Here is a 14874-nt window from a genome sequence, read left to right as displayed (position 1 = left end):
CGGACGATTGGGTACGATTCATGGCGGACTCCTCCTTTCATTTTGGTTTGCGAACGATGCCTCCTCGGCTCGCCGCACTCTGGCACATCGCAATGCCGTCCCTGGGAGGAGGAGTCCACCCCATCAGGTAAGGCGCCGCCGCACCCGGGGCCGGCCTTCTTCATCTCCATGATGTCATCGCCAGCATGGATATCTCTTGCCCGGCCACACGCACTTATCCACCGACTCCCGCCATCAGACCCCATTCCGACCGGAATCAGCCAGCAACATCCTGCACGCGATATCCAGATACAGCGCCGGCAGGCGTTGCAACTCGTCCACCGGCACGTACTCGTCCACCTTGTGGATGCTGGCATTGAGCGGCCCCAGCTCCACCACCTGCGCACCGAGCGGCGCGATGAAGCGGCCATCGGAGGTGCCGCCGGCGGTGTTCTCCTCAGGCAACTGGCCGGTGTGTTCCAACACGGCAGCGCGCACCGCGGCACGCAACGGGCCGTCGGCGGTGAAAAACGGTTCGCCGGAAAGATGCCAGTCCAGCGTGAAATCGACATCGGCGTCGCGCAGCATCTGTTCGACCGCCTCGCGCAGCGCATCCGCGCTCCAGCGTGGCGAATAGCGGAAGTTGAAATGCACTTCCAGCGCGCCAGGAATCACGTTGTTGGCACCAGTGCCGGCGGCGATATTGGAGATCTGGAAACTGGTCGGGGGAAAGTCCGCATCGCCCTCGTCCCAGCGCTTGCCCGCCAGTTGTGCCAGCACCGGCAAGGCGCGGTGCACCGGATTGTCGGCCAGCTGCGGATAGGCCACATGGCCCTGCACGCCGTTGACCGTGAGCCGCGCCGACAGCGAACCGCGACGCCCGATGCGCACGGTATCGCCCAGTTGCACGGCGGCGCTGGGTTCGCCGACCAGGCAGGCATCGATGCGCTGCCCGGTGGCGCGGAAATGCGCGGCGACCGCGCGCACGCCATCGATCGCATCACCCTCTTCATCCGAAGTCAGCAGCAGCGCGATCGTGCCCGGATGGTCCGGATGCGCGGCGACGAACTGCTCCAGCGCCAGCACCATCGCCGCGACCGAGGCTTTCATGTCGGCCGCGCCGCGCGCGTAGAGCCGGCCATCCCGGATCGTCGGCTCGAACGGGTCCTGGCTCCAGGCCTCGCGCGGGCCGGTCGGCACCACATCGGTATGGCCGAGGAAGCACAGCACCGGGCCACCACTGCCATGCGTGGCCCAGAGGTTTTCCACTTCACCGAACGGCAGCTCGCGGATGCTGAAACCGCTGTTCCGGAGCCGCTCGGCGATCAGCGCCTGACAGCCGGCGTCCTGCGGCGTGATGGAAGGGCGGCGCAGCAGTTCGCAGCAAAGTTCAAGGACATCGGACATGGCAGCAGGTCAGGATGGAAACGGGGAACAGATCAGCCCGGAACGTGTCGGAACGTCGCCGGATTCCTATGCATCGCGCCTCAGACTCCGAAGCGCTGTTTGAACGCCGCATCCTTGAAGCCCACCGACACCACGCCATCGGGCGTGAGCACCACCGGGCGCTTGATCAGCTGCGGGTATTCCTTCAACAGCAGCTGCCACTCCGGATCCGAACCGGGTGTCTTGCGGTTGGGCGGCAGGTTGCGCCAGGTGGTCGAGGCGCGATTGATCAGTGCATCCCAGCCACCCAGCTGCGTGGCCCAGGATTTGAGCGTGGCCGGCTCGATGCGCTGTGCGCGGTAGTCGCTGAAGCTGTACTCGATCTCGAATCGCGTCAGCCAGTTGCGCGCCTTGCGGCAGGTGTCGCAGTTGTCCAGGCCGAACAGTTGCACGCTCATGCCCCGCTCCGCAGCAGCTCATTGATCGAGGTCTTGGCGCGGGTCTTGGCATCCACCCGCTTGACGATCACCGCGCAATACAGCGAATGGCTGCCATCGGCGGCCGGCAACGAGCCTGACACCACGACGCTGCCGGCCGGAATCCGGCCGTAGCTGATCTCGCCGCTGGCGCGGTCGTAGATACGGGTGGACTGGCCCAGAAACACGCCCATGCCGATGACGCTGCCCTGCTCCACGATCACCCCTTCCACCACCTCGGAACGGGCGCCGATGAAGCAGTCGTCCTCGATGATCGTGGGCGCGGCCTGCAGCGGCTCCAGCACGCCGCCGATGCCGGCACCGCCGGAAATATGGCAGCGCGCGCCGATCTGCGCGCAGGAACCGACTGTGGCCCAGGTATCGACCATCGTGCCGGGCCCGACATAGGCACCGATATTGATGAAGCTGGGCATCAGCACCACGTCACGTCCGATGTGGGCGCCGCGCCGCACGATGGCGCCAGGCACCACGCGCGCACCGACTTCGCGGAAGGTGGCCTCATCGGCAGCGGCAAAGCGCAGTGGAACCTTGTCCCAGAACGAGGCCGGATCAGCTTCGATCAGTTCGCTTTCGCTGACCCGGAACGACAGCAGCACAGCCTTCTTCAACCACTCATTGACCTGCCAGCCGTTGCCGTCGGGCGCCGGCTGCGCGATGCGCAATTCGCCGCGCTCGACCGCTTCCAGCACTTCGTCCACCAGCGGACGCGTGGCGCCGTCGATTTCGGCGATGGTCAACTCGGCACGGCGCTCCCAGGCACCTTCGATCGCGGTGCGCCAGACGGCGTGCTGCGGATTGCTGCGGGACATCGGACTTCCTCCATGGATAACCCGCCAAGCCTACTGCATCGTCGCCGCAACTGCCGCCGCGATGGACCGGAAAGCGCGCTTGCGCCATGCTTTCCGGCCCTGTTCCAGCCGCCCGTACCCGATGAACACGAATGCCACGCCCGAGCCGTTCTGGAACCGTCTGAACCAGATCGCGCTGTATCCGTTCCGTGGTGCCGCGCTGGTCAGCCTGATCACCTTCAGCGTGGCCGGCCTGCTGGGGCTGCTGCCCGGCCTGGTCGGCTTCATCCTGGGCGCGGTGGTGTGGCTGGCGATCTACCGCTACGCCTTCGAAATCCTGGTGCGCACCGCGCACGGCCAGATGGATGCGCCGGAGATCACCACGCATACCGACAACGGCGTGGTCTGGCGTTTCCTTGTGCTGTACATACTGGTGCTGATCCTGTTCGTGGCCTGCATGCTGATCGGCGGCATCGGGCTGGGCATCGTCGCGATCCTGCTGCTGTCCCTGCTGCTGCCTGGCGCGATCATTTCGCTGGCGATTGACGGCAGTCTCGGCCGCGCGATGGATCCGTCCACCGCGCTGGAAATCATGCGCCGCATCGGTGGCCCGTACTTTGCGGCTTTCGGCCTGCTGTTCGTGATCCAGGCCAGCGCCGCCACCGCAGGACACTGGCTGCAGATGCTGATGCCGATGCTGCTGGCCGATCTGCTGCTGCGCGCGGCCACGCTCTGGGGCCTGTTCGCGACCTTCCACCTGATGGGCTATCTGGTGTTCCAGTACCACGAGGAACTGGGCTTCGAACCTGGCGAAATCCACGGCAAGCCGAAGCTGCGCACCCGCGATACCGACCTGATGGAAGAAACCCAGGCACTGGTCGCCGATGGGCAGGCCGATGCCGCCATCGCCCGGCTCGAAGATGAAATGCGCGACCGTGCGGTGCCGATGGACGCGCACGAGCTGTACCGCAAGCTGCTTCGCAGCCGCAACGACAAGGCCGCGCTGTTGCAGCACGCCGGCCTCTACCTGAACCTGTTGCTGCTGGAAAAACAGGAGCGCCGCGCACTGGCCGTGGCGCGCGAATCACTCGACGCCGAACGCACCTTCACCCTGCAACAACCCGAGGACGGCCACCGTCTGGCATTGCGCGCCCGCGATACCGGCCAGGCACAGCTGGCGATCGATCTGTGGCTGGCGATGCTCAAGCGCTGGCCACGCGAACCGGCGCGCGTGGACTGGACGCTGGACGTGACCGCCCTGCTGGTGCAACGCGACCGGGTACCGCTGGCGCGCCAGATTCTGGAATACATCGGCCGCGATCTGGAACCTGAAGCGCGAGCACGCATCACGCAGGCCATCGCGAAACTGCCGGCTGACTGACCCTTCACCGCGCTCAGGCGGTGCCGGTTGCCTGCTCCAGCAGAAAACGCGCCTTGGCCGCTTCCGGCGCCAGCGGAAAACGCTGCTGCACGATCCGCAACAGACGATGGAAGCCGGCCTCGTCGCCGGCACCGTGTCGCCGCAGCGCCAGTTCGAACCAGTGCGTGGCGCTGGCATCGTCGGCCAGCCAACGCTCCAGCAGGCGTTCGACTTCGGCATGGCAACCCAGCGCCATCCAGCGCCGCCGCAGCTGCTGGCGCCATGCGCCCGGCGGGATCGGCCGCTCCAGCGGCAGCGCCTCTTCCAGCAAGGCCAGCTGCCGTGCCACTTCTCCGGCATGGGCGGCGTCGATTTCCAGCGCACGCAGCGCACGCTGGCGCGCAGCAGTGGCATTGCCGCCCAGCAACGCGACCCGATGCCGCAGCAGCGCGACGTCCAGGCGACCGGGAAGTGCTTCATCCAGTTCGGCCAGCAGCGCGTCGGCTTCGGGCAGTTGCATCCGGCCCAGCCATTCGCGCGCCTGCACCAGCACTTTTTCAACATCCGGCGGAACATCGGCATCGTCAAGAAAATCGTGCCGCACCTGCCCGCTGCGCACCAAGGCCCAGCCAGCCAGCGCACCGGTCAGCAGACCACCCAGATGCGCATCGAAGCCGACCCCGGTGCCGCGGTTGAACAGCATGTTCAGCGCCTCCCAGCCGACCCAGGCCGGCAGCAGCCAGATCGCGGGCTTGCGCACGTAATCGAACAGCACGAAGAACCACCAGAAAAAACGCACCGGGCGCGTGCCCCACAACACGCAGAACGCGCCCATCAAGGCCGCGATCGCGCCGGAGGCACCGAGGCCGCCACCGGGCGTGCCCCAGTTCCATGCCGCTGAAAACAGCCCCGCACCCGCCGCGCCCAGCAGATACAGCAACGCAAACCGCCATGGTCCCAGCGCACCTTCCACCAGCAGGCCGAGCGCCGCCAGGAAGAACATATTGCCCAGCAGGTGCATCACGTCGCCGTGCAGGAAGGCGTGTGCCAGCAGCCGCACCGGATCCAGCTCCGAGTGGCGCTGCAGGAAACGCCAGGTCGGGATCTGCGCCATGCGACGGTCGTATTCGGCCTGCAGGCGGGAAAGCTGCGCGGCATCGGCATCCTTGCTTCCGGCAGGCGTCAGCGCGCGTGCTTGCGAGGTGTGTTCTTCGGTTGCTGTCGAAATCCGCAGCGCCGCATCCAACCGCACGTCCGTCAGGCGCGCCATGAACAGTGCCGCGGCGCGCTCGTCTTCCGGCAGTGCCAGCGCCTGTTCCTGCTGTTGCGTCAGGTCCAGGGTTTCCAGATGCGCCAGATATCCCGGCCATTCCAGCGCCGCCAGCCCGGAACGCGCGTACCACTCCTGCGTGGCCGCCAGACGTGCACCATCGCCACTCTGAAACAATGCGAACACTGCAATGTTCAGCATGATCAGCACGGCTGTGACAAACGGGAACGTGGCGCGGGTCAGCGGGCGGTGCAGCGGCAGGATGAGCATGGGCAGCCGGGATTGGGGATGACAGGATTCGGGATTTGTCAGAAGTGGCAGCCAGATGGAACGGAGCCGATGAGCGGACACTTTCACAGCAAAGCGTATCCGAAATCCTTGCCTTCACCCGCGCATCCGGGGCACGCTGCTCTTCCCAATCCCGGATACCGTCATCCCCAACCCCTGCCCCAAACCCATGAGCCGCTGGCGTCCTCCTGCTCCTGCATCCACAGCGGTGATCACCCGCGAAGGTTTCGAGCGATTGCGCGAGGAACTCAACCATCTGTGGAAGGAGCAGCGCCCGGAAGTGGTCAAGGCGCTGGCCGCTGCTGCCGCCGAAGGCGACCGTTCGGAGAACGCCGAATACAGCTATCGCAAGAAGCAATTGGGCGAAATCGACCGGCGCGTGCGCTATCTCAGCAAGCGGCTGGAAGTGCTCAAGGTGATCGAGACCATGCCAAGCGATCCGCGCGCCGTGTATTTCGGCGCCTGGGTGGAGTTGGAGGATCTGGAAAGCGGCGACAGCCTGCGCTACCGCATCGTCGGGCCGGATGAAACCGATGCTGCGCAGGGCCGGATCAGTATCGACTCGCCACTGGCGCGGGCGTTGCTGGGCAAGCGCGGCGATGACGAACTTGAAGTAGAACTGCCCGGCGGGCGGCGTGGATACGCGATTCTTGCGGTGGATTACAGCGGCTGAGTGCTGCGGCTCTCACGGATCGGCATCTTCAGGCACAGCATTTTCGGGCGCAGTGGCATCGGGCAAAGTCCCATCCAGCCCGGCATCCTCTACACCAGCACGGGCACCAGGCGGCCGCGGGCCACGCTGCGCCAGATCCGCCAGCACCTGCCACGAACGCAATTCACGCCCGCCCAGATGGTGCAGCAGCACACCGCGCATCAGGCGGCGCAATTCGCGCAGTTCCGTTGCTCCAGGCGCGACATCATCACGCAGCGCGATCAGCGCCGCTCCGGAAATGCTGCCACTGCTGGCGCGCTCGCCCCAGACCCGGCCGGGGCCGGATTCGGGATCGAAGCGATAACGCCCTTCCGCCTGCAACGGCGTTCCATCCTCTGCATCGACGGACAACTCCAGACCATAGCCCAGCGCGTCGAGCAGGTCGCGCTCGAAACGGCGCAGCTCCCAGCCCGCCGGCTCACCCGCAGCCAGCGCATTCACGCATTCGGCATAGCGCCAGAACAGCGCCGCATGCGGATCGTGCCGTGGAAGCAGACGCAGCAGCAGTTCATTGAGGTAGAAACCGGACAACAGCGCGTCGCCACGCAGCGCCAGCGCAGCGCCGGCAGCCTCGGTCGAGGTCAAGGTCCACAGCTCGCCCTGCCCGCGCCAGGAAAGCAGCAGCGGCTGCAACGGTTGCAGCGCCGCCCGCGTGGCCTGCCCACGCGCGCCGCGCACACCACGCGCAATCAGCCCGACACGGCCATGATCGCGAGTGAAGGCATCCAGCAGCAGACTGGTTTCACGATAAGCGCGCGCATGCAGGATAAAGGCGGGCTGGAGGTCCATGGGATGCGGCCGGGATTCGGGAGTCGGGATTGGGGATTCGTGAAAGCAGCTGACTACGGACCGCAGGCTTTATCCAATCCCAAATCCCGCATCCCCAATCCCTGCTTCACTCATACCCAAACCCGCGCAGCGCGTTCTCGTTGTCCGACCAGGCTTCGCGCACCTTGCACCACAGTTCCAGGAACACCTTGCGTTCGAACTGCGATTCGATTGCCAGCCGTGCTGCCTGCCCGATCGAGCGCATGCGGCTGCCGCCGGCACCGATCACGATCGCTTTCTGGCCATCGCGTTCGACGAAGATCGTGGCCGAGATGCGCAACATCCGTTCCTCATCGGCGAAACGCTCGATCATCACCGTGGTGGCATAGGGGAGTTCGGCGCCGAGTTGGCGCATCAGCTGCTCGCGGATCAGCTCGGCCACGAGGAAACGTTCGCTGCGGTCAGTGACCTCGTCTTCGCCGTACAGCGGCTCGGACGCCGGCAACAGGCGCAGCAGGCCGCGCCGCAGATCATCCAGCGCCACGCCCTTTTCCGCCGATACCGGAAACACCTCGGCAAACTCACGCTCCTGCGTGACCGTGGCGATGAACGGCAGCAGCTCGCCCTTGTCGCGGATGCGGTCAACCTTGTTGATCACCAGCACGCAAGGCAGGCCGCTGTCGCGCGCCACCTGCCAGGCGGCCTCGTCCTCGTCGCGCCACTGGCCGGCCTCGATCACCAGCACGCACAGCTGGACATCGGCCAGCGCACCGCGGGCGGCGCGGTTCATGTAGCGGTTGATGGCGCGCTTGCCGTCGCTGTGCAGGCCGGGCGTATCGACAAACACGATCTGTCCGTCCGGGCTGCTGTCGATACCCAGAATGCGGTGCCGCGTGGTCTGCGGGCGGGCCGAAACAATGCTGACCTTGTAGCCGACCATGGCGTTGATCAGCGTGGACTTGCCGACGTTGGGACGGCCGATGACGGCCACCAGGCCGGCGTGGAATGGGGTTTCACTCATGGATGCGATGGCCTGTCAGGCGGGGAGCTGTTCCAGGATGCTGCGCGCGGCGCGCTGTTCGGCCTGGCGGCGCGAACTGCCGTCGCCGGTAGCTTGCAGTGGCGGCTGCGCGAGGCGGCAAGCGACATCAAACATCCTGTCGTGCTCATCACCACGCGCCTCCAGCAGCACATATTCGGGCAAAGGCAGGCCGCGCGCCTGGAGCCATTCCTGCAGCCGGGTCTTGGCGTCCTTTTCGGTGCCGTTCTCGGCCAGGGTGGAAAAGCGCGGCTCGAACCATTGCAGCGCGATGCGGCGGCAGGTGTCGAAACCGGCGTCCAGATGGATCGCGCCGACGATCGCTTCCAGCGCATCGGCCAGGATCGAATCGCGCCGAAAACCGCCGCTCTTCAGTTCGCCCGGCCCCAGCTCAAGCTGATCGCCCAGTTCCAGTTCGCGCGCGATGGCAGCGAGTGATTCTTCGCGCACCAGCTGCGCGCGCGCGCGCGTCAGCCAGCCCTCGTCGGCCTGCGGAAAGCGCTGGTACAGCGCTTCGGCCACGATCAGGTTGACCAGCCCATCGCCGAGAAACTCCAGACGTTCGTTGTTACGTCCGCTGGCACTACGGTGCGTCAGCGCGCGCTGCCGCAGGGCCGGATCGGCGAAACGGTGGCCGATGCGGTCAGTCAATGTCCCTGCCACCCAGTTCGACGGTCTTGTCGAACACCGCCACAAAATCCAGGTTGTACATCAGGTTGCGGCGCACCTCGTAGGCGACGTTGAGCTGATAGCCGTTCTGCCGCGTGACCTTCACATTCTGCGGCTTCACCGAATCCACATAGCTGATGTCGAAACGGCGGAACAGGCGATCACGCACCTGCTCGGGCGAGAGCTGCTTGACGCCCGGCTCGGCCGCCAGCCCCTTCATGTCGGTCACCACCGACCAGTATTCGTTGTAGACCGGGAACAACTTCATGCCGATGAAGATGAAAAAGCCCACCACGACCAGCACGATCAGGAAGCTCATCAACGTGAGGCCGGACTGCTTCTTGACTGACTTCATGGAATCCCCCGCAACAGGTTGGTTGATGGATACAGCTGCCGCGCAGCTGCGGCACTAGTGTATGACGGTTCCCAGGCGGGAAAAATCCACGCCGCCGTTCTTGCCGTCCCAGTTCATCCAGATCAGGAAGGCCTTGCCGACCAGATGGTCTTCCGGCACATAGTTCCAGAAGCGGCTGTCCTCGCTGTTGTCGCGGTTGTCGCCCATCACGAAGTAATGGCCCTCGGGCACGGTCCAGCTACCCTCGCCGATGCGGCCACGCTGGATGCGCGGATCCACCAGGATCTGGTGCTGGACGCCGCCCAGGTCTTCCTCCAGCAGCATCGCGCCGCTCATTTCGCGCCCGGAACCAACCCCGACATACGGCCCCTGCGGTTCGGTGGCGATGCGTTCGCCGTTCACCGTCAGCACCTTGTTGCGGTATTCCACCACATCACCGGGCAGGCCGATAACGCGCTTGATGTAGTCCTGCGAAGGGTCTTTCGGATAGCGGAACACCGCCACGTCGCCGCGTTCCGGCAGGCTCACCGGGATCACCTTGGTGTCGGTGACCGGCAGCCGGATGCCGTAGCTGAACTTGTTGACCAGGATGAAGTCGCCGGTCAGCAGCGTCGGCATCATCGAGTTGGACGGGATGCGGAAGGGTTCGGCCAGGAACGAGCGCACCACCAGCACGATGAAGATCACCGGGAAGAACGAGCGCGCGTACTCGACGATCACCGGCTCCTTGCCATTGTGCTGCGCGCGCTTTTTGGCGAACAGCAGGCGGTCCAGCAGCCAGATCACGCCGGTCAGCGCACTCAGGACGACCAACAGGGCGGCAAAATCGAAATGCACGGGAACTCCTCGGGTACGGGCAGGCGCGGGGCCGGAATCGGGTCTACTTGTCGGCCTGGAGCACGGCCAGGAAGGCTTCCTGCGGAATGTCGACGCGGCCGACCGACTTCATCCGCTTTTTGCCTTCCTTCTGCTTCTCCAGCAGCTTCTTCTTGCGCGTGGCGTCGCCGCCGTAGCACTTGGCCAGCACGTTCTTGCGCATCGCCTTGACCGTGGTGCGCGCGATCACCTGGGCCCCGACCGCAGCCTGGATCGCGACATCGAACATCTGCCGTGGAATCAGTTCCTTCATCTTTTCGCAGATCTCGCGGCCACGGCGATCCGCATGCGCGCGATGGCAGATGATCGACAGCGCATCGACCCGGTCGCCATTGATCAGGATGTCCAGGCGCACGAACGGGCCGGCCTCGAAACGCACGAAGTGGTAGTCGAGCGAGGCATAGCCACGGCTGACCGACTTGAGCTTGTCGAAGAAATCCAGCACCACCTCGGCCATCGGCAACTCGTAACTGACCTGCACCTGGCTGCCCATGTACTGGATGCCGGTCTGCATGCCGCGCTTTTCCTCGCACAGCTTGATCACGTTGCCGACGTAATCGGGCGGCGTCAGGATGCTGGCCAGGATGATCGGCTCGCGGATCTCGGCGATCTTCGAAACCGGCGGCAGATGCGCCGGGTTGTCCAGCGGCGTGACATTGCCCTCCACGTCGACCAGTTCGTAGATCACCGTCGGTGCGGTGCTGATCAGATCCAGGTTGTATTCCCGTTCCAGACGCTCCTGCACGATTTCCATGTGCAGCATGCCGAGGAAGCCGCAACGGAAGCCGAAACCCATCGCTTCGGAACTTTCCGGCTCGAAGCGCAGCGCGGCATCGTTCAGACGCAACTTCTCCAGCGCCTCGCGCAGGTCCGGGTAGTCATCGGCATCGATCGGGAACAGGCCGGCGAACACGCGCGGCTGCATTTCCTGGAAACCGGGCAAGGGCTCTTCGGCCGGAGCCGCCGCCAGCGTCAGGGTGTCGCCAACCGGTGCGCCGTGCACGTCCTTGATGCTGGCCGTCATCCAGCCCGCTTCACCCGGGCCCAGCTTCGCAACGACCTTGCGCTTGGGCGTGAACACGCCGACCTGGTCGACCTGGTGGACGCGGCCGGTGCTCATCACCAGCAGCTTGTCGCCGGCCTTGATCTCGCCCTGCATCACCCGGATCTGCGAAACCACACCCAGATAGTTGTCGAACCAGGAATCGATGATCAGCGCCTGCAACCGGTCGGTATCGCGCGGCTTGGGCGGCGGAATACGCTGCACGATGGCTTCCAGCACCGCGCGTACGTTCAGGCCGGTCTTGGCGCTGACCTCGACCGCGTCGGTGGCATCGATACCGATCACCGCTTCGATTTCCTCGCGCACCCGCTCCGGCTCGGCCGTGGGCAGGTCGATCTTGTTCAGCACCGGAATCACTTCCAGCCCCATTTCCACGGCGGTATAGCAGTTGGCGACCGATTGCGCCTCCACGCCCTGGGCCGCGTCGACCACCAGCAGTGCGCCTTCGCAAGCCGCCAGCGAGCGGCTGACTTCATAGGAAAAGTCGACGTGACCGGGAGTGTCGATGAAGTTCAGCTGGTAGACCTGCCCGTCCAGCGCGGTATAGGGCAGCGAGATCGACTTGGCCTTGATCGTAATGCCACGCTCGCGCTCGATCGGGTTGGAGTCGAGCACCTGCGCTTCCATTTCGCGCTCGGTCAGACCTTCGCAAAGCTGGATGATGCGATCAGCGAGCGTGGACTTGCCGTGGTCGACGTGGGCGATGATGGAAAAGTTGCGGATGTGCTGCATGAAAGGTCCGGGGCGCGTGGCGGATGCCGCGCTGGGAACCCGGCATTATGCCATGTCGGGCGGCACCGGAAGAACCGCCCGGCCACGGACGACAGCGCCGGAAAGGGAAATCCGGGCAAGCGATTCAGCCCGGATCACGAAACAGGGCCGGGCAAAGTCTGTCCCTGCCCAACCCGGCCAGCGGCTCCGGCCATGATTCCAGCCCGGAGCCGCTGGCCGGTCCCATCAATCCTTCTTCTTCGGCGGCGTCACCGTGATGAACTGGGTGACCTCGCCGCGACGCACCAGCAGCATCACCGGCTCGCCGGATTTGACGTTCTTAGTGGCCTGCTCGAACTGCGCAACGCTGCCAACGCGGGTCTTGCCGACCATCAGGATCACATCACCGGCACGCAGGCGCTGCGCGGCGGGGCCGGATACGCGGCTGACCACCACGCCTTCGTTGGCTTCCAGCCCCAAGGCCTCGCGCTGCGCGGCACTGAGATCGTCCACGCTGAAACCCAGAGGATTGCTGCTGTCCACGGCGGACTCATTGCCGCCGGCCGTCGTACTGTCACGCGGCGCCTCGCCCACGGTGACCGTGATCGTGCGCTCCTTGCCGTCGCGGAAGACCTTCACCTGGGCCTTGCTGCCCGGATCGGCGGCACCGACCAGCGGCGGCAGCTGCGCCGATCCTGCGACGTCCTGGCCGTTGAACGACAGGATCACGTCCTGCACCTTGATGCCGGCCTTGTCGGCCGCGCCATCGGGTTCAACCTGGAACACCAGCGCACCGCTGGAACTGGGCAGACCAAGGCTGCGCGCCACGTCCCGGGTGACATCCTGGATGCGAACGCCGAGCATGCCGCGCGCCACATAGCCCTGCTTCTTCAACTGATCGGCCGAGCGCATCGCGGTCTCGATCGGGATCGCGAACGACACCCCCATGAAGCCGCCGGTATTGGAGAAGATCTGCGAATTGATGCCGACCACGCGGCCTTCGATATCCAGCAGCGGGCCGCCGGAGTTGCCGCGGTTGATCGCCACATCGGTCTGGATGAACGGCACGTACTGCTGCCCCGCCATCTGCGAACTGCGCCCGGTGGCGCTGACGATGCCGGCGGTGACCGAATGGTTGAAGCCGAACGGCGAACCGATCGCCACCACCCACTGACCCGGCTTGAGCGTGTCCGAATCGCCCAGCTTCAGCGTCGGCAGATTGCTGGCATCGAGCTTCAGCAGGGCCACGTCAGTTTCGGCATCGCTACCGATCAGCTTGGCCGCCAGCTCGCGCCGATCGGCCAACTGCACATGAAGCTCGTCGGCACCGTCGATGACGTGGTGATTGGTCAGCACATAGCCGTCGGCGGAAATGATGAAGCCGGTGCCCTGCGAGGTGCGGTCGCGCGGCACCTGCGGCATGCCGGGCATGCCCGGCTGACCGAAGAAGCGGCGGAAGAATTCATGCATTTCCTCATCTTCCGCACCGCGTTGACCGCGCGCCTGGGCCTGCGCCTCGGCGGTGCGCGTCGCCAGCACGCTGACCACGGCCGGGCTGGCTTCGGATACCAGGCCGGTGAAATCGGGCAATTGCGCCTTGGCCATACCAGCGGCCAGGCACAGCATCAACAGCCACATCGTTCGGGAATGAATCCGCTTCATGGGGTTCTCGCTTGCAAATGGAATGTGGGAAACACGCGGCGGCATGGAAACTGCCACCAGCACGTGGCACACCAGTACCGCATCAGCTTCGATATCGGGCCGCCATCGGCCCCGGGATTACACGCGATGCCGCACAGAACCGTTGGCATCGCGTCCGGATCAGTGCCGGACGCCGTCCTGCGCAGCATCCGGGCGCAACGGTGCCAGCCACGGCTGCGCGCTGCCGGCCACATCGCTGCGACCGTAACCGTTCAGCGCTTGGGTATGACGCAGCCAGTAGGCCTCGTGGTTGGGGTCAAAGCGCAGCTGCATCGCGGCATTGCCGGAATCCTGCGCGGCCACCGTCTGCGCCGCAAAGCGATATGGCGGCCGCAGATCCTGTTCGCGATACGGCGAAGGCGCGACCACGGCCGGCATCAGCGTGGTCGGTGCCAGCGTGCCGACCGGCTGGCTGGCGATCTGGTCGCCGGACGGCTGCCCGGCTTCAATCGTCGGATCCACAGGGCGGGTGAACAGCAGCGCCACCAGCGCCACGGATGCCGCGATGGCGAAGCCGCCGCCCCAATGCGCAAAACCCGGACGCGGGTGCTGGATCACGACCTGCTCCACGGCCTGTTCATCATCCAGCCGCGCCGCGATGCTGCGCGCGAAATCGCGCCGCAGCGGCAAGGCCGAACCACGCATCGCCTCACCGACAAAGTGCCAGCGCTGCCAGACCGCCACCAGATCGGCATCATGTTCGGCCCGCTTCAACAGAAAGCGGGTGCGATCGCGGTCCAGTTCACCGTCGATCAGTGCGGACAATTGTTCACGGATTTCCTGGTTCATCACGACACCTTCTCGCTTCGCTCGTTCCTGCCGGTGGCATCGCCCATCAGCGGGCGCAGTTTGTTGTCGATCGCCTCGCGTGCCCGGAAGATGCGTGAACGCACCGTGCCGATGGGGCAGCCCATGGTCTCGGCGATCTCCTCGTAACTGAGGCCGTCCACTTCGCGCAGCGTGATCGCCACGCGCAGTTCCTCGGGCAAGGCTTCGACCGTGCGCGCGACGGTTTGTTCAATTTCGCGCCGCATGGCTTCATTTTCCGGCGTGCCGGATTCGCGCAGGCGGCTGCCGGATTCGAACTGCACCGCGTCCTGCGCATCGATGTCCTCGGTCGGCGGGCGGCGGCCCAGCGCGACCAGGTGGTTCTTGGCGGTATTGATCGCGATCTTGTACAGCCAGGTGTAGAACTGGCTGTCGCCGCGGAAATTGGGCAACGCGCGGTAGGCGCGGATGAAGGCTTCCTGCGCCACGTCCTGGCACTCGGCCCAGTCGTGTATGTAGCGGGAGATCACGCCCACCAGTTTGTGCTGGTACTTGAGCACGAGCAGGTCGAAAGCGCGCTTGTCGCCTTCCTGCACGCGTTTGATCAGTGCCTGGTCCACGTTGTTCTCACTCATCCAAGGCCT

14 protein-coding genes and 1 pseudogene are annotated in these 14874 nt (G+C 65.3%); 2 read left to right on the top strand and 13 right to left on the bottom strand.

The annotated features are described in order from the left end of the window. Window positions 1–234: 234 nt before the first annotated feature. From dapE to dapD, 3 genes and pseudogenes are all read right to left on the bottom strand, one after another. Entirely contained in the window at window positions 235–1386 is a 1152-nt protein-coding gene (gene dapE, locus WDB66_RS12895; RefSeq protein WP_339399006.1) for a succinyl-diaminopimelate desuccinylase, read from the bottom strand. Window positions 1387–1466: 80 nt separating this feature from the next. Continuing rightward, a complete protein-coding gene (locus WDB66_RS12890; RefSeq protein ID WP_339399005.1) occupies window positions 1467–1823 on the bottom strand; it encodes a Spx/MgsR family RNA polymerase-binding regulatory protein in 357 nt (118 codons plus the stop codon). Then, window positions 1820–2638, bottom strand: a pseudogene (dapD, locus tag WDB66_RS12885) (2,3,4,5-tetrahydropyridine-2,6-dicarboxylate N-succinyltransferase); the annotation flags it as partial. The gene WDB66_RS12890 and the pseudogene dapD, both read right to left, overlap by 4 nt. Window positions 2639–2792: 154 nt before the next feature. Between dapD and WDB66_RS12880 the strand changes: the two are divergent. After that, a complete protein-coding gene (locus WDB66_RS12880; protein WP_339399004.1) occupies window positions 2793–4031 on the top strand; it encodes a hypothetical protein in 1239 nt (412 codons plus the stop codon). A gap of 13 nt (window positions 4032–4044) precedes the next feature. Here WDB66_RS12880 and WDB66_RS12875 read toward each other — a convergent pair whose 3' ends face one another. Then, on the bottom strand, window positions 4045–5550 hold the full coding sequence (locus WDB66_RS12875; RefSeq protein WP_339399003.1) for a rhomboid family intramembrane serine protease: 1506 nt from the start codon (window positions 5548–5550) through the stop codon (window positions 4045–4047). A gap of 187 nt (window positions 5551–5737) precedes the next feature. On the opposite strand from WDB66_RS12875, the gene greB reads away from it, so the two are divergent. Then, complete coding sequence (gene greB / locus WDB66_RS12870) at window positions 5738–6241, top strand: transcription elongation factor GreB (RefSeq protein WP_339399002.1); 504 nt, start codon at window positions 5738–5740, stop codon at window positions 6239–6241. 12 nt (window positions 6242–6253) lie between these two features. Here greB and recO read toward each other — a convergent pair whose 3' ends face one another. The 9 genes from recO to rpoE form a co-directional block, all read right to left on the bottom strand. After that, window positions 6254–7069, bottom strand: a complete 816-nt coding sequence (gene recO, locus WDB66_RS12865) for a DNA repair protein RecO (RefSeq protein WP_489670865.1) — start codon at window positions 7067–7069, stop codon at window positions 6254–6256. A 106-nt stretch (window positions 7070–7175) separates the two neighbouring features. Then, window positions 7176–8069 (bottom strand): GTPase Era, encoded by an 894-nt coding sequence (era, locus tag WDB66_RS12860; protein ID WP_339399001.1) that lies wholly within the window; start codon window positions 8067–8069, stop codon window positions 7176–7178. 15 nt (window positions 8070–8084) lie between these two features. Then, window positions 8085–8738: a ribonuclease III gene (gene rnc / locus WDB66_RS12855; protein WP_339399000.1), complete on the bottom strand. Its 654-nt coding sequence runs from the start codon at window positions 8736–8738 to the stop codon at window positions 8085–8087. Beyond that, window positions 8731–9111, bottom strand: a complete 381-nt coding sequence (locus WDB66_RS12850) for a DUF4845 domain-containing protein (RefSeq protein WP_339398999.1) — start codon at window positions 9109–9111, stop codon at window positions 8731–8733. The genes rnc and WDB66_RS12850 overlap by 8 nt, the downstream gene beginning before the upstream one ends. A 54-nt stretch (window positions 9112–9165) precedes the next feature. Further along, a complete protein-coding gene (gene lepB / locus WDB66_RS12845; protein ID WP_339398998.1) occupies window positions 9166–9948 on the bottom strand; it encodes a signal peptidase I in 783 nt (260 codons plus the stop codon). Between the two features lie 43 nt (window positions 9949–9991). Beyond that, a complete protein-coding gene (gene lepA, locus WDB66_RS12840; protein WP_339398997.1) occupies window positions 9992–11782 on the bottom strand; it encodes a translation elongation factor 4 in 1791 nt (596 codons plus the stop codon). Window positions 11783–12007: 225 nt separating this feature from the next. Further along, window positions 12008–13423 carry a DegQ family serine endoprotease gene (locus WDB66_RS12835; protein WP_339398996.1) on the bottom strand — a complete coding sequence of 472 codons (1416 nt, stop codon included), beginning with the start codon at window positions 13421–13423 and terminating at the stop codon, window positions 12008–12010. A 159-nt stretch (window positions 13424–13582) separates the two neighbouring features. Beyond that, window positions 13583–14251 carry a sigma-E factor negative regulatory protein gene (locus WDB66_RS12830; RefSeq protein ID WP_339398995.1) on the bottom strand — a complete coding sequence of 223 codons (669 nt, stop codon included), beginning with the start codon at window positions 14249–14251 and terminating at the stop codon, window positions 13583–13585. Beyond that, window positions 14251–14865, bottom strand: coding sequence for an RNA polymerase sigma factor RpoE (gene rpoE / locus WDB66_RS12825; RefSeq protein WP_339398994.1), 615 nt, complete (start codon window positions 14863–14865; stop codon window positions 14251–14253). The genes WDB66_RS12830 and rpoE overlap by 1 nt, the downstream gene beginning before the upstream one ends. Window positions 14866–14874: the final 9 nt, after the last annotated feature.

Source organism: Denitratimonas organivorans, from assembly GCF_037478135.1.
In the GTDB taxonomy this organism is placed as follows: domain Bacteria; phylum Pseudomonadota; class Gammaproteobacteria; order Xanthomonadales; family Xanthomonadaceae; genus Denitratimonas.
The sequence above is the reverse complement of the archived record's forward strand: the minus strand, read 5'-3'. Positions and strand labels throughout refer to the sequence as shown.